Here is a 20,967-nt window from a genome sequence, read left to right as displayed (position 1 = left end):
CCCAACAGCTGGCGGTGAAACCGCTACGATAAAGCCGGGCTCCAAACAGCTCCGCTACTGAAAGCGGGGGGACGTCGCAGGCGGATCAGTCGAGCAACGCCCGACTCTACTTGGCCGCAGCCTTGTCCTTCATCATCGTATCGCGGGCCGCCTTGAACGGGTTGCCTTCGTACCAGTTGGGCCAACGATCGCCACCGGCCAGTTCCTTGCCGACGCCGTACATCAGCTGCAGGTCTTCGACGGTACCGTCCAGCTTCCAGGTGGACGCATCGAACTCGTCCTTCGGGCCGTGGTAACGGTTGGCGCCGTAGTCGGCGGCGGCCTTGCGGCCTGCTTCCACGCCACCCTCGCGCAGATCCTCGCCGCCATCCGCGTACAGGGCCGGCACACCGGCCTTGGCGAAGTTGAAGTGGTCGGAACGGAAGTAGAAGCCACTCTGCACCGAGGTCTCACCGTGCAGCGTACGGTCCTGGGCTGCGGCCAGCGGCTTGAGGATATCCTCCAGCTCGGAGCTGCCGAAGCCGGTGACGGTCACGTCCTTGGCACGGCCGGCCACCGACATCGCGTCGATGTTGATCACGCCGGCGATCTTGTCCAGCGGGAAGGTCGGATGGGCCACGTAGTACTTCGAACCCAGCAGGCCGGATTCTTCCAGGGTCACCGCCAGGAACACCACCGAGCGCTCCGGCTTCGGCTCCTGCTGGGCCATCGCTCCGGCCACTTCGAGGATGCCGGCGACGCCGGTCGCGTTGTCGACCGCACCGTTGTAGATGTTGTCGCCGGTCTCACCTTCATGCTTGCCCAGGTGATCCCAGTGCGCCATGTACAGCACGGCCTCGTCGGCACGCTTGCTGCCCGGCAGCACGCCCACCACGTTGCGCGACTGCTTCTGCGCGATCTGGCTCTTCAGGTCGACCGCAGCGGTGGCCTTCAGCGGCACCGGCTTGAAGCCACGCTTGCTGGCGTCCTTGTAGGCCTGCGCCAGGTCCAGCCCGGCACCGGCGAACAGCGTCTTGGCGGCGTCGGCACTCAGCCAGCCCTGCACTGGAATGCGGGCTTCCGGGTCATCCTTGGCCGGCAGGTCGTACTGCGGGCCCGCCCAGGAGTTCTTCACCACATCCCAGCCATAGGAAGCGCCGGCGGTGTCGTGCACGATCAGCGCGGCCGCGGCGCCCTTGCGCGCAGCCTCCTCGAACTTGTAGGTCCAGCGGCCGTAGTAGGTCATGCGCTTGCCGTCGAACAGCTTCGCGTCATCGACGTGGAAGCCCGGATCGTTGACGAACATCACGACCGTCTTGCCCTTCCAGTCCTGGCCCGCGTAGTCGTTCCACTTCTGCTCCGGCGCGTCGACGCCGTAGCCGACGAACACCAGGTCGCTGGCATCCACCTTCACCTCGGCCTGGCCGGTACGGGTACCCACCACCATGTCGGTGCCGAACTTCAGCTCGGTGGTCTTGCCGCCCTGGGTGATCTTCAGCACGGTCGATTCGTCGGCCGTGGTCTCGGTCATCGGCACATCCTGGAACCAGCTGTCACCGTTGCCCGGCTGCAGGCCGATGCGCTGCATCTGGTCGCGGATGTAGTTGACCGTCAGTTCCTCGCCCTTGCTGCCCGGAGCGCGGCCTTCGAACTCATCCGAAGCGAGCGTCTTGACCATCTCGGCGAAGTCGCCGGCATTGATCTCCGGAGAGAATGCATGAGCCGCCGGCTTGGCAGCGGCAGTGTCGGTGGCCGGCGCGGGCGCCGGAGTGTCTTCGCCTTTGCAGGCACTGAGCGCGGCCGCAGCGGCCAGGCACAGGAGGAGTTTGCGGGGCATCGTCGATTCCTGGAAAACAAAGGGCGGCCGCACCTCGTGTACGACCGGTAACAGCGAGTATCACCGAACCGAGGGGCGCGGTGTGCTCAGTCCGCCGGAGCGGTTTCGGTGTCGAACGGGATCGGCTCGGCGCCGGTGACCGGGCCGATGCGGGCTGTGCGGTGCACGTACAGCACCACCTCGCGCTCGAACTGCAACGGGCCGTCGACCACGGCATTCGGGCCGATGATCACGCGTGGCTTGCGGCTGGCGGTCAGCGAGACGCTGAAGTTCGGCTTGCGCACGTGCACACCGCCCTTGACCTGTGAACCGATGCCCACAGTGATGTCACCGTTGACGGTTTCCACGTCGTTGCCGACGCGGCTTTCGACCAGCCCGATGCCACCGTTCACGGTTTCAACGCCGCCTTCGATCTGGCTGCCGCGATCGCTGAAGATGCTGCCGTTGACGGTGCTGACGTTGCCATGGGCGATCACTTCACGGCCCAGGCGGACACCGCCGTTGACCGTTTCGATCTTGCCGGTGCGCGCGCGATCGGCGACCTTCACCCCGCCGTTGACGGTGTCGATGCTCCCGGTCTCGACGCCTTCGCCGACGCGGATGCCGCCGTTGACGGTGTCCAGCTTGCCGTAGCGCTGGCCGGGTTCGGCGCTGATGCTGCCGTTGACCTTGCTGATGTTTTCCTGTGCTGCCACCGGCCCGGTGACCAGCAGTACGCCCAACAGCAGCGGAATGGAGAGAGCTTTCATGGGGACCTCGATGGATGTGCGGCTGGCAGGCCGCGTGCGGAGATGTCACCATTCCCCGGTAACCCCTGCAACTGCCTGAAGTCACTGGAAAGCCCTTGCGCGACAATGCCTTCCCATCACGCCGACATCACATCGCTGCTGCCCGCGGCGGGCGTTGCCTGCTGCTGGGTCTGGCCTTGGCACTGGCGTTGCCGCTGCCAGGTGCCGCGCAGACCACGCGCGAGACCGAGCGCAAGCTGCAGAAACTGCGCAGTGAGCTGAAGGGCGTGGCGCAGGAGCGCCGGCAGATCGAGGGCCAGCGTGGCCAGGCCTCGCAGCAGCTGCGCGAAGCCGACGAGAAGGTGGCCCGCAGTGGCCGTGTACTGGCGCAGACCGAATCCGCCCTGCGCGAGCAGGGCAGGGCCCTGGCGGAAGCCGAACAGCGCCGCAGCACCCTGCAGTCCAACCTGGCGCAGCAGCACCGGGAGCTGGCGGGCCTGCTGCGTGCGGCCTATCAGCTGGGCAATCACGCTCCGCTGAAGCTGCTGCTGTCGCAGGACACGGTGGCCGATGCCAACCGTGCCCTGGCCTATCACCGCTATCTGCAACGTGAGCGCGCACAGCGCATCACCACGTTGACCGCCGACCTGAAGGAACTGGAAGCGCTGCAGTCGCAGATTGCCGAACGCCAGCAGAAGCTTCAGGGCGCACAGCGCGACCAGAAGCAGCAGGCCGCCACGCTGGCGGCCGACCGCCGTGACCGCGCGCAGACTGTGGCCTCGCTGGACGAACGCTTCAAGGACCGGCGCGAGAAGGAACAGGCGCTGGGCCAGGATGCCAAGGCACTGGAAACGCTGCTGGCCAACCTGCGCGCTGCTGCGGCCCGTGCCGAGGCCGAGCGCCGTGCTGCTGCACGGCGTGCGGCGGCAGAGAAGGCGGCCGCCGAACGCGCCGCGCGCCAAGCCGCCGCACAGGGACGTCCACCACCGCCGCCGACCAAGGTCCCGCCTGCGGTGGCGTCGGCGCCGGCACCGAAGGTCGGTGGCCTGGGCTGGCCGCTGTCCGGCAACCTGCTGGCCCGCTATGGCGGCAAGCTGCCTGATGGTCGTACCAGCAGTGGCGTGCTGATCGGTGCGCCGGCCGGCAGTACCGTCACCGCCGTGGCCGATGGCACCGTGGTGTTCTCCGACTGGATGACCGGCTACGGCATGATCCTGATCGTCGACCACGGCAACGGCTACATGAGCCTGTACGCCCACAACGACACCCTGCTCAAGGATGCCGGTGCGCGGGTGAGCCGTGGCGATGCGGTGGCCAAGGTCGGCAATTCCGGTGGCCAGGGTGTCACCGCGCTGTACTTCGAGCTGCGTCGTGGCGGGCAGCCGGTGAATCCCGACAGCTGGCTGCAGCGGCGCTGAATCCAGCACCATCGGGCACACGGCGGATTCAACGGGAATTTAGCTGTGCTTCGCGCATAATCGGTGCATGTGCCTTGGGCACGATGCCACCGTCGACAGGAGTGATCCATGCGCGCAGCCCGTACCGCCACCCTCTTGCTGGCCCTGTTGCCAGCGCTGTCCTGGGCGCAGCAGACCGCGCCCGTCCCGAGCCAGGAAACCAGCGGGCAGGCAGCGAACAGCGAGGAGGCGGTCACCTCGAAAGTGCCGCTGGAGGACATCCGCCGCTTCGTGGCTGTCTACAACGCTGTACGAGCCGCCTACGTCGATCCGGTCGATGACAAGAAGCTGATGCAGTCGGCGGTGCGTGGCCTGCTGCTCGACCTCGACCCGCACAGTACCTATTTCAACAAGGAAGATGCGCAGGCCTTCGACGAGCAGGCCAGCGGCGCCTACGAAGGCATCGGCGTGGAGCTGCAGCAGCAGCCCGACAACGCCAGCATGAAGGTGATCTCGCCCATCGACGACACGCCGGCGGCCAAGGCCGGCATCCTCGCCGGCGACCTGATCATCGCCATCGACGGCAAGCCGATCAGCGCCATCGATGCCAGCGAACCGCTGCGCGGCCCAGCCGGCAGCAAGGTGGTGCTGACCATCGTGCGTGAAGGCAGGCCCAAGCCGTTCGATGTCAGCCTCACCCGGCAGACCATCCGCGTGACCAGCGTGAAGAGCCGCCTGCTGGAACCGGGCTATGGCTACATCCGCCTGAGCACCTTCCAGGCCGATACCGGTTCGGACTTCCAGAAGCATGTGCAGCAGCTGCAGAAGCAGTCCGGCGGCAACCTCAAGGGCCTGGTGCTGGACCTGCGCAGCAATCCGGGTGGCCTGCTGACCGCTGCCGTGCAGGTGGCCGACGACCTGCTCGACAAGGGCAACATCGTCAGCACCCGTGGCCGAATCAGCATCAGCGATGCACGCTTCGACGCCACTCCGGGCGATCTGTTGAAGGGCGCGCCGGTGATGGTGCTGGTGGATGCCGGTTCGGCCAGTGCATCGGAAGTGCTGGCCGGTGCGCTGCGCGACAACAAGCGTGCGCGCGTGATCGGCAGCCGCACCTTCGGCAAGGGCTCGGTGCAGACCGTACTGCCGCTGGACAACGGTGACTCGGTGAAGCTGACCACCGCGCGCTATTTCACCCCCAGCGGCAAGTCTATCCAGGCCACCGGCATCGTGCCGGAGGTTGAACTGAAGCCGGCCGCGACGCCGGCGGACGATGCACTGCCGGCCAGCCTGAGCGACTACAGCGAAGCGACCCTGCCCGGCCATCTGCGGGGCGATGACGAAGGTACCGAGGGCTACCACGCCGGTGCGGTGCTGCCGGGCGATGGCCCGATCAGTGACGCATTGGCCGAGCTGAAGACCCCCGGCTCGGTGGCGGCCCGCCTGAAGGCAGAAGCCGCCAAGGCGGACGCAGCCAAGGCAGCGAAATCGGCTGCGGTGAAGCCGGAAGCGAAGGTAGAAGCCAAGCCCGAAGCCAAGCCCGAAGCCAAGCCCGCACCTGTCCCGGCCAAGCCCTGATTCTGTAGAGTCGGGCCATGCTCGACTGCGCTACGAACGAGCGGGCGAGCGTGGAGCCGGCCAGTGACCAGCACCATCAGGGATCAGAAGCCGTGCCGCTTGCGCAGCCGGCGCGCGATCGCGGCGCGCACATACACGCCGTACAGCAGACCGAACACGAAGCCGCCGATGTGCGCCCACCAGGCCACCATGCCGAAGCTGGGGCCGATATGGGCGAACACCACCTGCAGCGCCGCCCAGACACCAATCAGCAGGTAGGCCGGGGCACGCACGAACTCCAGGAACAGGCCGAGCGGAATGACCACGCCCAGCCGCGCCCCCGGGAACAGGGCCAGATAGGCACCGATCAGCGCCGACACCGCGCCACTGGCACCGATGATGATCTGGTCCGGGCTGCCCATGGTGTAGATCGCCACCAGGTTGGACACCGCACCGCCGACCAGGAACAGCAGCAGCAACCGCCACGGCCCCAGCACCCGTTCGGCGGGCAGGCCGAAGATCAGCAGGAACACCAGATTGCCCAGCAGGTGCGACCAGTCCGCGTGCAGGAACAGGGCGGTGAACAGGCGCAGCACGCTGCCGTCCTGCAGGGTCGCCCACCAGTCGAGCGGGTGGGTCAGGCCGGTGGACAGGGCGCCCCAATCCAGCCAGAGGCTGCCGCGGGCATCGTCCGGACGCGAGATCGACCACAGGAACGCCAGCCACAATGCCGCAAACAGCACGGGCGTGGCCCAGCGCAGGGCCGCCTTCTTGCGCGACGGGAGGGAGACGAACATGGGCACTAGCCTAGCGTGAGGCCGCTTGCGGCGGGGATTGTCCTGTTCAGCTTTTGAGACGAAAAAACCGCCTGCGCTGTTATTGTTTCATTAACAGCTCTGGGTAATACTCGCATACGGCGTCGTATGTCGGGAGGGGAATCCGGCGCGCTCCGAAAGGCCCCACGGCCTGCCGGGCGCAGGCGCACTCAGAGCACCATCACCGCTTACCGGAGAGAGAGAACTACGATGCAAACCGCTTCCACCATTGCCCGACTGACCCTGCTGGCCGTCGGCGTTGCCGGTGCGCTGGCCGCTGCCGATGCCAATGCCGCCGCCTTCCAGCTGAAGGAAAACAGCGCCAAGGGCCTGGGCCGCGCGTTCGCCGGCTCCGGCAGCGCCGAAGGCGACGCCTCCATCATCGCTGTCAACCCGGCCGGCATGCGCCAGCTTGATGGCACCCTGGTCCAGGGTGACCTGAGCGCCATCAGCTTCAAGGCCGAGTTCAAGGGCCAGGGCCGCAATGCGGCAGGCCGTCCGCAGACCGGTGGTGACGGCGGCGACGCCGGCATGATCGCTCCGGTTCCGGCCGCGTACTTCCACATGCCGGTTGGCGAGAAGGCCCACTTCGGTGTGTCGCTGACCGCACCGTTCGGCTTCAAGACCGAATACGACAACGGTTGGGTCGGTCGTTACAGCGGCCTGAAGACCGATCTGAAGGCCATCGACCTCGGCTTCGCCGCGTCGTATGACGTCAACCCGTACGTGTCCTTCGGCGCGTCGGTGTTCGTCGAGCACCTGACCATCGAGCTGAGCAACGCCGTCGACTACGGCAGCATCCTGGCCGGCGCAGGTGCTCCGGGCTTCGCCCCGGGCAGCGCGGATGGCACCCTGAAGATCGAGGGTGACAACAATGCCGTGGGCTGGACCGTTGGTGGCCTGTTCTCGATCGACGAGAACACCCACATCGGCCTGAGCTACCGTTCCAAGGTCGAGCACAAGATCACCGGTGGTGATGCGACCTTCAGCGGCGCCGACCGCGCCCGTTCGCTGCTGACCAACTCGCCGCGTACCCGCGGCTGGTTCATGGACACCAGCGGCAAGGCCACGGTGACCATGCCGGCCTCGGCCACCCTGAGCGTGACCCACAAGGTCAACGACCGCTGGACCGTGATGGGCGACGTGACCCGTACCGCCTGGTCGACCGCCTTTGACAGCGTCACCGTCGACTACGCTTCGCCGCAGGCGGATTCGGTGCTGGAGTTCGGCTACCGTGACACCACCTTCGTGTCGCTGGGCGCCGACTACAAGCTGAGCGAGACCGTCACCCTGCGCGGTGGTGTTGCGCTGGACCAGACCCCGACCACCGACGCCCACCGCGACGTCCGCGTGCCGGACACCAGCCGCAAGTGGCTGTCGCTGGGCGTGGGCTGGACCCCGTCGGCAAACACCGAGTACAACTTTGGCTACACCCACCTGTTCACCAGCGATCCGAACGTGAACGTGCGTGCGACCACTGCCAACCAGGGCAACTCCCTGTCGGGCAAGTACAAGGTCCGTGGCGACGTGCTGGCCGCTTCGTTCCAGTACAAGTTCTGATCCAGGCCTCGGCCTGACGCAGTAAACGGAAGGCCCCGCGCAAGCGGGGCCTTTCTTTTCCGGAATCCACCGGGTTGCCAACGTAGCGCGCGGATCGATGACAATAGCGCGATGAACCTGTCCGACCCGAACTTCCAGCTGGAGCTGGCCGCCAACATCGCCGTCGCCGGCTCGATCCTGCTGGCCGGGCGCAACAACGTGCACACCTGGTGGCTGGGTATCGTCGGCTGCACGCTGTTTGCCGCCGTGTTCGAGCGATCACACCTGTACGCGGACATGGTGCTGCAGTTCTTCTTCATCGCCATCAGCGTGCTGGGCTGGTGGCAGTGGCTGCGCGGCGATCACGGTGCGCCGCTACCCATCACCACGCTGCGAGCGCGTGCCTGGGCCTGGCTGGCACCGCTGGCGGTGCTGGCGACCTTCGGCTATGGCTGGATGCTGACCCGCTTGACCAACGCCTACGCGCCCTACATCGATTCGGCAGTGCTGGTGCTGAGTGTGATCGCGCAGATCCTGATGATGCGGCGCAAGCTGGAATCGTGGTGGGTGTGGCTGCTGGTCAACACCGTTGCGGTGCCCCTGTACTACAGCCGTGGCCTGCACCTGACTTCGATCCTGTACGTGGGCTTCTGGATCAATGCACTGGTGGCATTGCGCCACTGGCGCAACCTGATGCGCGCCGAGGTCCCGGCGGCCGATGCCGCTGCCTGAGCGCGCCGAGCGCGGCCTGGTGGTGGGCAAGTTCTGCCCCCTGCACCGCGGCCATGAGCGTCTGATCGACTTCGCCGCCGCGCGCTGCCGGCAGTTGCTGGTGGTCGGCTGGTCGCAGCCGGGCTTCGCCGGCTACAGCGCCGCACGTCGCGAGCGCTGGCTGCGTGCGCGCTTCCCGCAGGCGACGGTGGTGGTGCTGGATGACGCGCGGCTTGCCGCCATGTGCGTCAAGCACGGTCTGCCACCCTGCGTGTTGCCACAGGACAGCGACAGCGAGTGGGTGCAGCGCGCGTTCACCGCCTGGCTGTGCCAGCACCTGTTGGGTGGACCGGTGCAGGCGGTATTCACCGGCGAGGATTACGGCGATGGCTTTGCGCAGGCGCTGGCGGCGCACTTTGGCGCGCCGGTGCGCCACGACCGTTTGTCGCGCGCGCGTGAGCTCGACCAGCCCTGCGGCACGCAGCTGCGCGCCGATCCACATGCCCATCGCCATGGACTCGCGCCGGAGGTGTATGCCGGCTATGTGCAGCGCGTGGCCTTCATCGGTGGCGAATCCAGCGGCAAGACCACGCTGGCGCGTGTGCTGGCCGAGCGCCTGCAGACGGCCTGGGTGCCGGAGTATGGCCGTGCGCTGTGGGAGCAGCGGGGCGGTGAACTGCTGCCCGAAGATCTGCTGCACATCGCAATGACACAGCCGCAGCACGAAGACGAGGCCGCGCGGCGCGCGCATCGCTGGCTGTTCTGCGATACCACGCCGCTGGTGACGCTGGGCTACAGCGGCTGGATGTTCGGTACGGTACCGGAACCGCTGCGGCAGGCGGCACAACGACGCTACGACCTGCTGTTCCTGTGCGCACCGGATATCCCGTTCGACCAGGATGGCACGCGCGTGGGTGAGGCGTTCCGGGCGCAGCAGCATGCGTGGTATCTGGCGCAGTTGCAGGCCGAGGGTGTCGAATATGTGCCGCTGGAAGGCGACCTGGAAGCGCGCATCGCGAGGGTGCAGCACGAGTTGGCCATGCGTGCGGACAGCCGGTTCAGTGTCGTCCTGCCGCTGTAGAACCGGGCCCACGCTCGGCTACGCCGGGAAAGCCGGGCGTGGGCTCGGCTCTACAGGAAGAAGCACAAAAAACCCCGCTTCCGCGGGGTTTTTCGTTCAATGCATCAACCGGGTGATCAGTCGCCCAGGGTCAGCAGCGAAGCATTGCCACCGGCGGCGGTGGTGTTCACCGTCACCGTCTTCTCGGTGGCGAAGCGCAGCAGGTAGTGCGGGCCGCCGGCCTTCGGGCCGGTGCCGGACAGGCCCTGGCCGCCGAACGGCTGCACGCCCACCACCGCACCGATCTGGTTGCGGTTGACGTAGACGTTGCCGACGTGGACGCCGTTGCTGATGCGGTCGACGGTTTCGTCGATGCGCGAATGCACGCCCAGGGTCAGGCCGTAGCCGGTGGCGTTGATCTGGTCGATCACCGCATCCAGCTGGTCGCCCTTCCAGCGGATCACGTGCAGGACCGGCCCGAAGATTTCCTTGTGCAGCTGGCCCAGATCCTTCAGTTCATACGCACGCGGTGCGAAGAAGGTGCCGTTGGCCGCTTCGGCGGACAGTTCGGCGGCGGCGATCAGGCGTGCTTCGCGGTCCATGCGCTCTGCGTGGTCCTGCAGGATCTTCAGCGCGTCGGCATCGATCACCGGGCCGACGTCGGTGGACAGCAGGCCCGGGTTGCCGACCTTCAGTTCCTTCATCGCACCGGCCAGCATGGTCATCACCTTGTCGGCGATGTCGTCCTGCACGAACAGCACGCGCGCGGCCGAGCAGCGCTGGCCGGCGGAGGTGAACGCCGAACCGATCGCGTCCTTGACCAGCTGTTCCGGCAGCGCCGAGGAATCGGCGATGAAGGCATTCTGGCCGCCGGTCTCGGCGATCAGCACGCCGATGGCGGCGTCACGTGCGGCCATGGCGCGGTTGATCGCACGGGCGGTCTCGGTGGAGCCGGTGAAGGCCACGCCGGCCACGCGCGGGTCGGCGGTCAGCGCGGCACCAACGGTGGCCCCGTCGCCCGGCAGGTACTGCACCACTTCGGCCGGCACGCCGGCGTCGTGCAGCAGCTTCACCGCGTAGTAGCCGATCAGGTTGGTCTGCTCGGCCGGCTTGGCAATGACGCTGTTGCCGGCGGCCAGTGCGGCGGCCACCTGGCCCAAGAAGATCGCCAGCGGGAAGTTCCACGGGCTGATGCAGACGAACACGCCGCGGCCATGCAGCTGCAGCTCGTTGGATTCACCGGTCGGGCTGGGCAGCTTCTCGGCGTGGCTGAACTGCTCGCGCGCCTGCTTGGCGTAGTAGCGCAGGAAGTCCACCGCTTCGCGCACTTCGGCAATGCTGTCGGGCAGGCTCTTGCCGGCTTCCTTCACGCACAGCGCCATGAACTCCGGCATGCGCGCTTCCAGCTGGTCGGCGGCGTGCTCGAGGATGGCGGCGCGGCTGGCGGCCGGAGTGCGGTTCCAGGCCGGCTGCGCGGCCACGGCATTGGCCAGCGCCTTCTGCACGGTGGCAGCATCGACGGCCTGCCACTGGCCGACCACTTCGCGGGTATCGGCCGGGTTGGTCACCGGCAGCGCGGCGCCGGCCGGGGTGGCACCCGGCACCAGCGGGGCGGCCTGCCAGGGCTTCACTGCCGCGTTGATCTGCTCGGCCAGGGCGCGCAGTTCGTTGTCGTTGGCGAGGTTGGCGCCCATGGAATTCTTCCTGTCGTGGTTCTGGCTGCGCAGCAGGTCAACCGGCAGCGGGATCTTCGGGTGGGGGATCGAGGCGAACGAGGACACCATCTCGACCGGATCGCGGATCAGGTCGGCAATCGGCACGCGCTCGTCGGTGATGCGGTTGACGAAGCTGGAGTTGGCGCCGTTTTCCAGCAGGCGGCGCACCAGGTACGGCAGCAGGTCTTCGTGCGAACCGACTGGCGCATACACGCGGCACGGCAGGCCCAGGCGGTCGGCCGGCACCACTTCGGCGTACAGGTCATCGCCCATGCCGTGCAGCTTCTGGTGCTCGTATACGCCGCCGTTGGCGATGCTGCGCACTGCGGCGATGGTGTGCGCGTTGTGCGTGGCGAACATCGGGTAGATCGCATCGGCATGGGTGAACAGACGCTTGGCGCAGGCCAGGTAGGAGACGTCGGTGTTCTGCTTGCGGGTGAACACCGGGTAGCCCGGATAGCCTTCGATCTGCGCGCGCTTGATCTCGGCATCCCAGTAGGCGCCCTTGACCAGACGCACCTGCAGGCGGCGACCGGCGCGGCGCGCCATGTCGGCCAGGTGGTCGATCGTGTACGGGGTACGCTTCTGGTAGGCCTGCACGACCACACCGAAGCCATCCCAGCCGGCCAGCGATGCGTCGGAGAACACCTGCTCGATGATGTCCAGCGACAGTTCCAGGCGGTCGGATTCTTCAGCGTCGACAGTGCAGCCGATGCCGTAGCTCTTGGCCAGCTGTGCCAGTTCCAGCACGCCCGGCACCAGATCCTTCAGTACGCGCTCGCGCTTGGCGTGCTCGTAACGCGGGTACAGCGCCGACAGCTTGATCGAGATGCCCGGCGCGTTGTTGACGTCGCCGTCCGGACGGCCGCCGCGTGCCTTGTGATCGCCGCCGATGGCGTGGATCGCACGACGGTAGTCTTCCAGGTAGCGCAGCGCGTCCTTCATGGTCAGCGCGCCTTCGCCCAGCATGTCGAACGAGTAGCGGTAGCTGGCGTTGTCGCCCTTGTGCGAGCGCGACAGCGCTTCGCTGATGGTGCGGCCCATCACGAACTGGTGGCCCATGATCTTCATCGCCTGGCGCACGGCCAGGCGCACCACCGGCTCACCGACGCGGCCGACCAGGCGCTTGAACGCGCTGGGGGCATCGGCGCGGGTGGCATCGTTCATCTGCACCAGCTTGCCGGTCAGCATCAGGCCCCAGGTGGAGGCGTTGACGAGCACCGAGTCGCTGCCGCCCAGGTGCTTTTCCCAGTCGGCATCGGCCAGCTTGTCGCGGATCAGTTTGTCGGTGGTGTCCTGGTCCGGAATGCGCAGCAGCGCCTCGGCCACGCACATCAGCAGCACGCCTTCCTCGCTGCCCAGATCGTACTGGCGCATGAAGGCTTCGATTGCGCCCTGGTCCTTGGCGCGCACGCGCACGCGGCCGACCAGGTCGGCGGCCAGCGCCTGCACCTTGGCCTGTTCCTCGGCGGGCAGGCGGGCCTGCGCCAGCAGCTCGCGCACGTGGCTGGCCTCGTCCTTCAACCAGGCATCGGTGATGGCCTGGCGGAACGGGTTGGGGGGCGCCGGCAGTTCCGGCGACAGCAGCGCGCCGGGACGCGGGGCGTCGCTGGCGGCAGGGGAGGAGGAGGGTGCGTTCATGCCGGTCCGGCCAGTGGAAAACTTGGCGATTTTAATCATTTTTGCGCCCTTCGGAAGTGCCCAGCAGACACCTTCATGAAGGGCTGATAGCCCCTAGCCATGGTGGATTCGGCGTGTTCAGCAAACCTGGGCAATTTTGTGCTGAATTCGTCATTCGTGCCGCCGACCTCATGCTGTGTTGCAGCATCGGAAAAAGTGTGAATGCACCCTTGCTACCGGCGAGAGGGCAGGGCTACCATCGAGACGTTTCCCGCGGCAGGAACGCGGTTGCGACATGATCGAGGTGCTTCCAGCTCCGGATGGGTCAGGTACGCAGCTGCGGCTGCGTCCCCCACGGGCGCTCGATGCCCGGCAGTTCGTCCTGTTGTTCACCGTGTTGTCGGGTGCGATGTGGCTGGTGTCCGCCCTCGGGTGGTTGGCCGGCAATGCATTCGCCCCCCTGTTCGCGCTGCTGTACAGCCTGGTGCTGGCGGCGGCGCTGCGTGCCTTGTGGCGCAGCGGTGAACGGCAGGAGGAGATCCGGGTAGTGCCGGCGTACGTGGAGGTCATCCCCGTACCCGGTGGATCGCCGGTGTTCCGGGCCCACCCCCACTGGGTGCGCCTGCTCACCGACGACGAGAGGGTCCGGCTGGCATCCAGCGGCCGGCAGGTGGAGGTGGGGAGTTTCCTCGCGCCGGCCGAACGTCAGACGCTCGCAGAGACACTTGAAAGCTTGCTCGCCGCCAGCGATGGCGGCAACCGACGACGCTAAGGGTCTAGGCAATGAAGCAAAGCAGCAGGTGGGGCACGAAGTGCGTGAACGCGGTCGCCGCGATGCTGGCGACCGGGGGACTGATGCCGGCGTTGGCCTGGGCCCAGGCGGCCGATCCGAAACCGTGGCAGCTGAACATGGGCAAGGGGGTGACCCAGACCTCGCGCCTGGCCTGGGAGTCGAACAATCTCTCGCTGATCATCTGCACGGTGATCGGCGTCATCGTGTTCGGCGCGATGGCCTACGCCATGTTCAAGTTCCGCAAATCCAAGGGTGCGGTCGCCGCCACCTTCAGCCACAACACCAAGGCCGAGGTGATCTGGACGGTCATCCCGGTGATCATCCTGATCGTGATGGCATGGCCGGCCACGGCCAACCTGATCAAGATGTACGACACCCGCGATGCCGAGATGACGGTGAAGGTCACCGGCTACCAGTGGATGTGGAAGTACGAATACCTTGGCGAGAACGTCACCTTCACCAGCCGCCTGGACCGCGAGTCCGACCGCGTGCGGCAGAGTGGCGTCGTGCCGACCCGCGAAAGCCATCCGCACTACCTGCTGGATGTCGACAACCGCCTGGTGCTGCCGGTTGATACCAAGGTCCGCTTCGTCATCACCTCCGACGACGTGATCCACGCCTGGTGGGTGCCGGCGCTGGGCTGGAAGCAGGACGCCATCCCCGGCTTCATCAATGAAGCCTGGACCAGCATCGAGCAGCCCGGCGTGTACCGCGGCCAGTGCGCCGAACTGTGCGGCAAGGACCACGGTTTCATGCCGATCGTGGTCGAGGCGGTGTCCAAGGAGGAGTTCAAGCAGTGGCTGGCGCAGCGCAAGCCGGCGCCACCGGCCACGCCGGCAACGCCTGCGGCACCGGCCGAACCGACTGCACCGGCTGCACCGGCGGGCGAAGCGCCGGCTGCCCCTGCCGCCGCTGAAGCCGGCAGCGCACCTGCCACCGCAGCCAGCGGCGCGTGATGTAACGCCCGTGGCCGCCTGCTGCGGCCGCGGTGACAACCGATTCTGAGAGGTGTTTTGCAATGGCGCACTCGGCAGTTGGGCACGACGATCACCATCACCACCAGAGCTTCTTCGAGCGTTGGTTCTTCTCGACCAACCACAAGGACATCGGCACGCTGTACCTGGGGTTCAGCTTCATCATGTTCATCATCGGTGCGGCGATGAGCGTGGTGATCCGTGCCGAACTGGCGCAGCCGGGCCTGCAGTTCGTCAAGCCCGAATTCTTCAACCAGATGACCACCGTGCATGCACTGGTGATGATCTTCGGTGGCGTGATGCCGGCCTTCGTCGGCCTGGCCAACTGGATGATCCCGCTGCAGATCGGCGCGCCGGACATGGCGCTGCCGCGCATGAACAACTGGTCGTTCTGGCTGCTGCCGGTCGCCTTCAGCCTGCTGCTGCTGACCCTGTTCCTGCCCGGTGGTGCACCGGCCGGTGGCTGGACCCTGTACCCGCCGCTGTCGCTGCAGGGTGGCTACAACGTCGCCTTCAGCGTGTTTGCCATCCACGTGGCCGGCATCAGCTCGATCATGGGCGCGATCAACATCATCGCCACCGTGCTGAACATGCGCGCGCCGGGCATCGACCTGCTGAAGATGCCGATCTTCTGCTGGGCCTGGCTGATCACCGCGTTCCTGCTGATCGCGGTGATGCCGGTGCTGGCCGGTGCGGTCACCATGCTGCTGACCGACAAGTTCTTCGGCACCAGCTTCTTCAATGCCGCCGGTGGCGGTGACCCGGTGATGTACCAGCACATTTTCTGGTTCTTCGGGCACCCCGAGGTCTACATCATGATCCTGCCCGCCTTCGGCGTGGTCAGCGAGATCATCCCGACCTTCAGCCGCAAGCCGCTGTTCGGCTACCAGGCGATGGTGTACGCCACTGCCGCGATCGCGTTCCTGTCGTTCATCGTCTGGGCCCACCACATGTTCACCGTGGGCATGCCACTGGGCGGCGAGATCTACTTCATGTTCGCCACCATGCTGATCTCGATCCCAACCGGCGTGAAGGTGTTCAACTGGGTCAGCACGATGTGGCGCGGCTCGCTCACCTTCGAGGCGCCGATGCTGTGGTCGGTGGCCTTCGTCATCCTGTTCACCATTGGTGGTTTCTCCGGGCTGATGCTGGCCATCGTGGCAGCGGACTTCCAGTACCACGACACCTACTTCGTGGTGGCCCACTTCCACTACGTGCTGGTGACCGGTGCGGTGTTCGCGTTGATCGCCGCGGTGTACTACTGGTGGCCGAAGTGGACCGGGCGCATGTACAGCGAGAAGTGGGCCAAGGTGCACTTCTGGTGGTCGATCGTGTTCGTCAACCTGCTGTTCTTCCCCCAGCACTTCCTCGGCCTGGCCGGCATGCCGCGCCGCATTCCCGATTACAGCGTGGCGTTCGCCGACTGGAACCTGATCAGCTCGATCGGTGCGTTCGGCATGTTCGCCACGCCGTTCATGATGGCGGCGATCCTGCTGTCGTCGCTGCGCAATGGTGAAAAGGCCGAAGCCCGCAGCTGGGAGGGCGCGCGTGGCCTGGAGTGGACGCTGCCGTCACCGGCACCGGCGCACACCTTCACCACGCCGCCGACCATCCGCCCGGGGGATCTGGCCCATGACGACATCACGCATTGAGGTGGGGCATGCATAACGAGACCCCGATTGCCCCGTGTAGAGCCGAGCCATGCTCGGCTGAAGCCTTCGGTAGAGTCGACTGTCAGTCGACTCGTGAAGTGCAGCCGACTAACAGTCGGCTCTACCAGAGCGACAGCCAGAGCCACGGCATCGAGCAGCAGCGCCAACGCGCCAGGCGCACCGCACTGTGGGTCGGCGCCATCGCCGTACTGGTCTACGCCGGTTTCATCCTCAGCGGGGTGATCGGCCGATGAGCGAGGCGCCGGCCAGCACCCCGTCACGCAGCGCCGGGCTGCCGCGCCTGATCGGTGTGGCGGTGGCGGTGTTCCTGCTGACCTTCTCGCTGGTGCCGCTGTACCGCATCGCCTGCGAGAAGGTGTTCGGTGTGCGCCTGGAGCGCGGCCCCGGCAGCGAAGCCAGTACCGGCGCCGCGGCAGGCAAGCGCACTGTGCGCGTGGAGTTCGATGGCGGCGTCAATTCGCGGCTGCCGTGGTCGTTCCATCCCGAGCAGCTGACCATGGACGTGGTGCCAGGCGAACTCAACGAAGCGTTGTACTTCGCCCGCAACGACAGCCAGCAGGCGGTGGTCGGCAGCGCAGTGCCTTCGGTTGCGCCGGCGCGCGCATCGGGCTTCTTCAGCAAGACCGAATGTTTCTGTTTCACCGCGCAGACGCTGCAGGCAGGCGAGAAGCGCGACATGCCGGTGCGCTTCATCGTCGATCCGGACCTGCCGCCGGAAATCAAGACGATCACCTTGTCCTACACCTTCTACCGCAACGACGCGTTGTCCGATCGGCTGGCCCCGGCCGCCACCTCGGAAGGCGCGCACGCCGCACCCTGACCCGGATACCGACATGGCCCAGACACCGACCGACGCCAATGTGTACTTCGTCCCGGCCCAGAGCAAATGGCCGTTCGTAGGCTCCATCGCGATGATGGTGACCATGGTGGGCGTGGCCAGCTGGCTCAACGACGCCAGCTGGGGGCGCTGGACGTTCTACATCGGCATCGCAATGCTGGTGCTGACCCTGTTCTGGTGGTTCAGCGACGTGGTGCGCGAATCGCAGGCGGGCAATTACAACCAGCAGGTTGATGGCTCGTTCCGGATGGGGATGATCTGGTTCATCTTCTCCGAAGTGATGTTCTTCGGTGCCTTCTTCGGCGCGCTGTTCTATACCCGCAATCTCGGCCTGTCATGGTTGAGCGGTGAAGGTCGCGGGGTGATGACCAACGAGCTGCTCTGGCAGGGCTATTCCGCCGGATGGCCAACCAACGGCCCGGCCGCGATCGGTGGCGCCTTCCAGACCATCCCGGCCTGGGGCCTGCCGCTGATCAACACGCTGATCCTGCTCACTTCCGGCGTAACCCTGACCATTGCCCATCACGCACTGAAGGCCGGCAACCGCCGCCAGCTGCTGATCTGGCTGGGCGTGACCGTACTGCTCGGCCTCGGCTTCCTCACCCTGCAGGCGGAGGAGTACATCCACGCCTACAAGGAGCTGAACCTTACGCTGGGTTCTGGCATCTACGGTTCGACGTTCTTCATGCTGACCGGCTTCCACGGCGCGCACGTGCTGCTGGGCACGATCATGCTGATCGTGATGTGGCTGCGTTCGGCCAAGGGCCACTTCACCCGCGACAACCACTTCGCTTTCGAAGCCGCCGCGTGGTACTGGCACTTCGTCGATGTGGTCTGGCTGATGCTCTTCATGTTCGTCTACGTGCTTTGATCACCCGCGCATCGGTGGCATCAGCCGCCGATGCCGTGCGGTTTGATCCAGCCCATGTAGATGCTCACGATCACCAGTACGATCAAGGCCACCGACACCGCGATGCGGCGTGTCAGTGCGTTGACCGTGCGCTTGGTCTGGCCGCGGTCGACCACCAGGTAATACAGGCCGGCGCCCAGATTCCAGACGATGACGATCAGAAACGCGATTACCAGCAGGGTCTTCAGCGAATCACTCATGCGCGGCTCGAGGGCAGGGTGGATGTGCCTATCTGACCGCGTTTGCGCGGACTTGTCATGATGCGCCAGCACACGCGCGTGATCGGATGGCTGCTGGCGGTGCTGGCAATGGCCGGTTTCACCGCATTGGGGCTGTGGCAGCTGCAGCGCATGCATGCCAAACAGGCAATGTTGGATGCACAAGGTCCAGCTGCGGCGCAGGTACTGTCGTTGGCGCAGGCGCTCGCAGCGCCCGGCGCGTTGCATGGCGTGGCCGATCACGGTCGCTTCCTTCCCGGTGTGGTGCTGCTGGACAACCAGACCCGGCACGGCCGCGCGGGTGTGAAGATCTACCGCCCGTTCCGCAGTGACGAGGGCAGCGTGCTGCTGGTCGATCTCGGCTGGCGCGCGCTGCCGCCGGATCGCACCCTGCCGGAGCTGCCGGCGCCCCCTTCGCCGGTGGCCGTGCGCGGGCTGCTGGCGCCGCCGCCGTCAGCCGGGTTGGCACTGGGCCCTGCACTCTCCGCCACGGGTGAAGCGGGCCGCTGGCTGGCCAGCCGGTTGCCGGCCGAAGGGCTGGCCCGCGCGCTGGAGGTGCAGGCACTTCCCGATCGCGTACTGCGTCTGGACCCGGCGCTGCCCTTCGGCGATGAGCGCGACCTGGACCTGCTGCCGAACACGCTGCCGCCGCAGCGCCACCTGGGCTACGCCGTGCAGTGGTTCGGCCTGGCCTTGACCGTGCTGGTGGTGGCGCTGGTGCTGGAGTGGCGCAGGCGACGGCGTTGACCGGCTCCGGTGGGTACCGACCTTGGTCGGCACCATCTCCCCCGACCAAGGTCGGGGGCTACCAGAGCGTCGACCGCTTCCTTCCACCCAACCATGAGAAAATGCCCGCATGAACACCGCCACCACCCCGCAGGCGCGCGGCTCCGGCCGCCGGACCCTGGTACTGCTGTTTGCCGTGTTCTTCGGGGCGATGGCGCTGGCGGCCGTGCTGCGCTTCTCTGGCTGGCAGCCCACCGGGCACCGCAATGCCGGCCAGCTGCTGAAACCGCCGGTGGACCTGCGCCAGCAGGCTCCGACGCTGGCCAACGGCCAGCCCTATCCGTGGAACCCTGAGGCCCGCACCTGGCGCCTGCTGGTCGCGCCGGCCGGTGCCTGCGACGCACAGTGCGTCACTTTGTCGCAGGGACTGGGCAAGGTGTGGCAGCTGTTCGGCCATAACGCCGATAATGTCGAGATCCTGTGGCTGGGTATGCCACCGGCGTCGATCGCCTCGCTGCCCGCGCTGCGGCCGCTGGCTTCGTCGCCAGCCCTGCGCGCGGCGTTGCCGGGCGTCGATGATCCGGCGGGACTGCCGGTCTACGTGATCGATCCGAACGGCTTCGTGATCATGCGCCATGCACCAGGCTCCGACCTCGGCGGCCTGCGCAAGGACATGGCCACGTTGCTGAAACTGAAGTGAGTCCCGTTTGATGAGCCTTTCCGCGCGTCCGGCGCTGCATCGCAATTTCCACCGCCTGGCGTGGTTCGCCATGATCATGACCGCGAGCACGATCATGTTCGGCGCCTTCGTACGCCTGTCCGATGCCGGCCTGAGCTGCCCGGACTGGCCCACCTGCTATGGCCAGGCCACCTGGCCGCAGCACGTGGAAGAGACCATCGGCCACCCGGCGGCGGAGATCCGCCCGCTGGAAACCCACAAGGCCTGGCGTGAGCAGGTGCATCGCTTCCTGGCCGGCGCGCTGGGCATCGAGATCCTGACCCTGGCCCTGCTGGCCACGCGTAAGCGCCGGTTCGGAAGCACGGCGGTGGTGACCGCCTGCGTGCTGGTGGCCGCCGGCATACCGCTGTACATGATGGGCTGGCATGGCACCGCCAGTGCTTTGGCCCTGATCGGCGAGGCGATCCTGCTGATCGCCGCGCTGCGCTGGAGCAACATCGACCTGGCGCGCGCTGCATTGCTGACCCTGGCGGTGGTGATCTTCCAGGCCCTGCTGGGCATGTGGACGGTGACGCTGCTGCTCAAACCCATCGTGGTGATGGGTCACCTGCTGGGCGGCATGCTGATGTTCGCGCTGCTGGTGTGGATGGCCTGGCGCGCCACGCACATGCCGATCACCCTGGCCGAAGCACCGAAGCTGAAGTGGCTGCTGCGCATCGGTGTGGCCGTGCTGGTCACCCAGATCGCGCTGGGCGGCTGGGTCAGCGCCAACTACGCGGCGCTGGCCTGTGGCGGCGGCAGCTTGTCGATGGACAACTTCCCGCGCTGTGCCAACCAGTGGTGGCCGCAGCACAACTTCGTCGAGGGTTTCACCCTGTGGCGCGGCATCGGCGTGGACTACGAAGGCGGCGTGCTGGACGGTGCCTCGCGCATCGCCATCCAGATGGCGCACCGCCTGTTCGCAGTGGTCGTAGCCGCTTACCTGTTGTGGCTGGGCGTGCGCCTGTTCCGGGTGCCGAGCATGCGTGGCTGGGCCAGCGCGCTGATCGCGCTGCTGGTGCTGCAGGTCACCCTGGGCATCCTCAATGTGAAGCTGGCGCTGCCGCTGGAAGTGGCGGTGGCCCACAACGGCGTGGCCGTTGCCCTGTTGTTCGTGCTGGTCAGCCTGCTGGCCCGCCTGCGTGCCCCGGACTGATTC

The 20,967-nt window shown here is 66.7% G+C and carries 19 protein-coding genes; 14 read left to right on the top strand and 5 right to left on the bottom strand.

Translation table 11 applies throughout. The features are described 5' to 3' along the window. Positions 1-106: 106 nt before the first annotated feature. Both D7Y61_RS20040 and D7Y61_RS20035 read right to left on the bottom strand, forming a co-directional pair. The gene (locus tag D7Y61_RS20040; protein ID WP_180868840.1) at positions 107-1,816 is read right to left on the bottom strand and encodes a M28 family metallopeptidase; all 1,710 of its coding nucleotides are present in this window, start codon (positions 1,814-1,816) and stop codon (positions 107-109) included. A gap of 86 nt (positions 1,817-1,902) precedes the next feature. Continuing rightward, positions 1,903-2,565, bottom strand: a complete 663-nt coding sequence (locus D7Y61_RS20035) for a hypothetical protein (protein WP_180868838.1) — start codon at positions 2,563-2,565, stop codon at positions 1,903-1,905. 95 nt (positions 2,566-2,660) lie between these two features. Between D7Y61_RS20035 and D7Y61_RS20030 the strand changes: the two genes are divergently transcribed. After that, positions 2,661-3,962: a peptidoglycan DD-metalloendopeptidase family protein gene (locus D7Y61_RS20030; RefSeq protein ID WP_180868837.1), complete on the top strand. Its 1,302-nt coding sequence runs from the start codon at positions 2,661-2,663 to the stop codon at positions 3,960-3,962. A gap of 108 nt (positions 3,963-4,070) precedes the next feature. Then, complete coding sequence (locus D7Y61_RS20025; protein ID WP_180868835.1) at positions 4,071-5,519, top strand: S41 family peptidase; 1,449 nt, start codon at positions 4,071-4,073, stop codon at positions 5,517-5,519. 83 nt (positions 5,520-5,602) lie between these two features. Here D7Y61_RS20025 and D7Y61_RS20020 read toward each other — a convergent pair whose 3' ends face one another. Then, positions 5,603-6,295, bottom strand: coding sequence for a rhomboid family intramembrane serine protease (locus D7Y61_RS20020; RefSeq protein ID WP_004153881.1), 693 nt, complete (start codon positions 6,293-6,295; stop codon positions 5,603-5,605). 228 nt (positions 6,296-6,523) lie between these two features. Between D7Y61_RS20020 and D7Y61_RS20015 the strand changes: the two genes are divergently transcribed. From D7Y61_RS20015 to D7Y61_RS20005, 3 genes are all read left to right on the top strand, one after another. Beyond that, positions 6,524-7,873, top strand: coding sequence for an outer membrane protein transport protein (locus tag D7Y61_RS20015; protein ID WP_180868833.1), 1,350 nt, complete (start codon positions 6,524-6,526; stop codon positions 7,871-7,873). A gap of 111 nt (positions 7,874-7,984) precedes the next feature. Next, positions 7,985-8,584, top strand: coding sequence for a nicotinamide riboside transporter PnuC (gene pnuC / locus D7Y61_RS20010; RefSeq protein ID WP_180868831.1), 600 nt, complete (start codon positions 7,985-7,987; stop codon positions 8,582-8,584). After that, on the top strand, positions 8,571-9,644 hold the full coding sequence (locus D7Y61_RS20005; RefSeq protein WP_180868829.1) for an AAA family ATPase: 1,074 nt from the start codon (positions 8,571-8,573) through the stop codon (positions 9,642-9,644). The genes pnuC and D7Y61_RS20005 overlap by 14 nt, the downstream gene beginning before the upstream one ends. Positions 9,645-9,760: 116 nt before the next feature. On the opposite strand, the gene putA is transcribed toward D7Y61_RS20005, so the two are convergent. After that, positions 9,761-12,979, bottom strand: a complete 3,219-nt coding sequence (gene putA, locus D7Y61_RS20000; RefSeq protein ID WP_180868827.1) for a bifunctional proline dehydrogenase/L-glutamate gamma-semialdehyde dehydrogenase PutA — start codon at positions 12,977-12,979, stop codon at positions 9,761-9,763. 274 nt (positions 12,980-13,253) lie between these two features. Here putA and D7Y61_RS19995 point away from each other — a divergent pair, with 274 nt between their 5' ends. From D7Y61_RS19995 to D7Y61_RS19970, 6 genes are all read left to right on the top strand, one after another. Further along, positions 13,254-13,730: a DUF2244 domain-containing protein gene (locus tag D7Y61_RS19995; protein ID WP_004153894.1), complete on the top strand. Its 477-nt coding sequence runs from the start codon at positions 13,254-13,256 to the stop codon at positions 13,728-13,730. 11 nt (positions 13,731-13,741) lie between these two features. Beyond that, complete coding sequence (coxB, locus tag D7Y61_RS19990; protein WP_180868825.1) at positions 13,742-14,707, top strand: cytochrome c oxidase subunit II; 966 nt, start codon at positions 13,742-13,744, stop codon at positions 14,705-14,707. A 62-nt stretch (positions 14,708-14,769) separates the two neighbouring features. After that, the gene (ctaD, locus tag D7Y61_RS19985) at positions 14,770-16,377 is read left to right on the top strand and encodes a cytochrome c oxidase subunit I (RefSeq protein ID WP_057497455.1); all 1,608 of its coding nucleotides are present in this window, start codon (positions 14,770-14,772) and stop codon (positions 16,375-16,377) included. A gap of 98 nt (positions 16,378-16,475) precedes the next feature. Then, on the top strand, positions 16,476-16,631 hold the full coding sequence (locus D7Y61_RS22815) for a hypothetical protein (protein WP_258010436.1): 156 nt from the start codon (positions 16,476-16,478) through the stop codon (positions 16,629-16,631). Next, a complete protein-coding gene (locus D7Y61_RS19975) occupies positions 16,628-17,218 on the top strand; it encodes a cytochrome c oxidase assembly protein (RefSeq protein ID WP_180868821.1) in 591 nt (196 codons plus the stop codon). Before D7Y61_RS22815 ends, D7Y61_RS19975 begins: the two co-directional genes overlap by 4 nt. Positions 17,219-17,231: 13 nt before the next feature. Beyond that, the gene (locus D7Y61_RS19970) at positions 17,232-18,107 is read left to right on the top strand and encodes a cytochrome c oxidase subunit 3 (RefSeq protein WP_180868819.1); all 876 of its coding nucleotides are present in this window, start codon (positions 17,232-17,234) and stop codon (positions 18,105-18,107) included. A 20-nt stretch (positions 18,108-18,127) separates the two neighbouring features. On the opposite strand, the gene D7Y61_RS19965 is transcribed toward D7Y61_RS19970, so the two are convergent. Continuing rightward, on the bottom strand, positions 18,128-18,346 hold the full coding sequence (locus tag D7Y61_RS19965) for a twin transmembrane helix small protein (protein ID WP_099551637.1): 219 nt from the start codon (positions 18,344-18,346) through the stop codon (positions 18,128-18,130). 57 nt (positions 18,347-18,403) lie between these two features. On the opposite strand from D7Y61_RS19965, the gene D7Y61_RS19960 reads away from it, so the two are divergent. The 3 genes from D7Y61_RS19960 (at position 18,404) to D7Y61_RS19950 (ending at position 20,964) form a co-directional block, all read left to right on the top strand. Continuing rightward, complete coding sequence (locus tag D7Y61_RS19960) at positions 18,404-19,111, top strand: SURF1 family protein (protein WP_180868818.1); 708 nt, start codon at positions 18,404-18,406, stop codon at positions 19,109-19,111. Between the two features lie 109 nt (positions 19,112-19,220). After that, positions 19,221-19,790, top strand: coding sequence for a hypothetical protein (locus D7Y61_RS19955; protein WP_180868816.1), 570 nt, complete (start codon positions 19,221-19,223; stop codon positions 19,788-19,790). Positions 19,791-19,800: 10 nt separating this feature from the next. Beyond that, positions 19,801-20,964: a COX15/CtaA family protein gene (locus tag D7Y61_RS19950; RefSeq protein ID WP_180868814.1), complete on the top strand. Its 1,164-nt coding sequence runs from the start codon at positions 19,801-19,803 to the stop codon at positions 20,962-20,964. The last annotated feature ends 3 nt before the right edge of the window (positions 20,965-20,967 follow it).

Source organism: Stenotrophomonas maltophilia (assembly GCF_013464485.1).
Lineage (GTDB): Bacteria > Pseudomonadota > Gammaproteobacteria > Xanthomonadales > Xanthomonadaceae > Stenotrophomonas > Stenotrophomonas maltophilia_AW.
This window is presented reverse-complemented; position numbering and strand designations above follow the sequence as displayed.

Bases quoted from the DNA above. Each gene is read 5' to 3' on its own strand.
- D7Y61_RS20040 (WP_180868840.1), bottom strand. From the start codon at position 1,816: ATGCCCCGCAAACTCCTCCTGTGCCTGGCCGCTGCGGCCGCGCTCAGT.
- D7Y61_RS20035 (WP_180868838.1), bottom strand. From the start codon at position 2,565: ATGAAAGCTCTCTCCATTCCGCTGCTGTTGGGCGTACTGCTGGTCACC.
- D7Y61_RS20025 (WP_180868835.1), top strand. From the start codon at position 4,071: ATGCGCGCAGCCCGTACCGCCACCCTCTTGCTGGCCCTGTTGCCAGCG.
- D7Y61_RS20020 (WP_004153881.1), bottom strand. From the start codon at position 6,295: ATGTTCGTCTCCCTCCCGTCGCGCAAGAAGGCGGCCCTGCGCTGGGCC.
- D7Y61_RS20015 (WP_180868833.1), top strand. From the start codon at position 6,524: ATGCAAACCGCTTCCACCATTGCCCGACTGACCCTGCTGGCCGTCGGC.
- pnuC (WP_180868831.1), top strand. From the start codon at position 7,985: ATGAACCTGTCCGACCCGAACTTCCAGCTGGAGCTGGCCGCCAACATC.
- D7Y61_RS20005 (WP_180868829.1), top strand. From the start codon at position 8,571: ATGCCGCTGCCTGAGCGCGCCGAGCGCGGCCTGGTGGTGGGCAAGTTC.
- putA (WP_180868827.1), bottom strand. From the start codon at position 12,979: ATGAACGCACCCTCCTCCTCCCCTGCCGCCAGCGACGCCCCGCGTCCC.
- D7Y61_RS19995 (WP_004153894.1), top strand. From the start codon at position 13,254: ATGATCGAGGTGCTTCCAGCTCCGGATGGGTCAGGTACGCAGCTGCGG.
- coxB (WP_180868825.1), top strand. From the start codon at position 13,742: ATGAAGCAAAGCAGCAGGTGGGGCACGAAGTGCGTGAACGCGGTCGCC.
- ctaD (WP_057497455.1), top strand. From the start codon at position 14,770: ATGGCGCACTCGGCAGTTGGGCACGACGATCACCATCACCACCAGAGC.
- D7Y61_RS19975 (WP_180868821.1), top strand. From the start codon at position 16,628: ATGAGCGAGGCGCCGGCCAGCACCCCGTCACGCAGCGCCGGGCTGCCG.
- D7Y61_RS19970 (WP_180868819.1), top strand. From the start codon at position 17,232: ATGGCCCAGACACCGACCGACGCCAATGTGTACTTCGTCCCGGCCCAG.
- D7Y61_RS19965 (WP_099551637.1), bottom strand. From the start codon at position 18,346: ATGAGTGATTCGCTGAAGACCCTGCTGGTAATCGCGTTTCTGATCGTC.
- D7Y61_RS19960 (WP_180868818.1), top strand. From the start codon at position 18,404: ATGATGCGCCAGCACACGCGCGTGATCGGATGGCTGCTGGCGGTGCTG.
- D7Y61_RS19955 (WP_180868816.1), top strand. From the start codon at position 19,221: ATGAACACCGCCACCACCCCGCAGGCGCGCGGCTCCGGCCGCCGGACC.
- D7Y61_RS19950 (WP_180868814.1), top strand. From the start codon at position 19,801: ATGAGCCTTTCCGCGCGTCCGGCGCTGCATCGCAATTTCCACCGCCTG.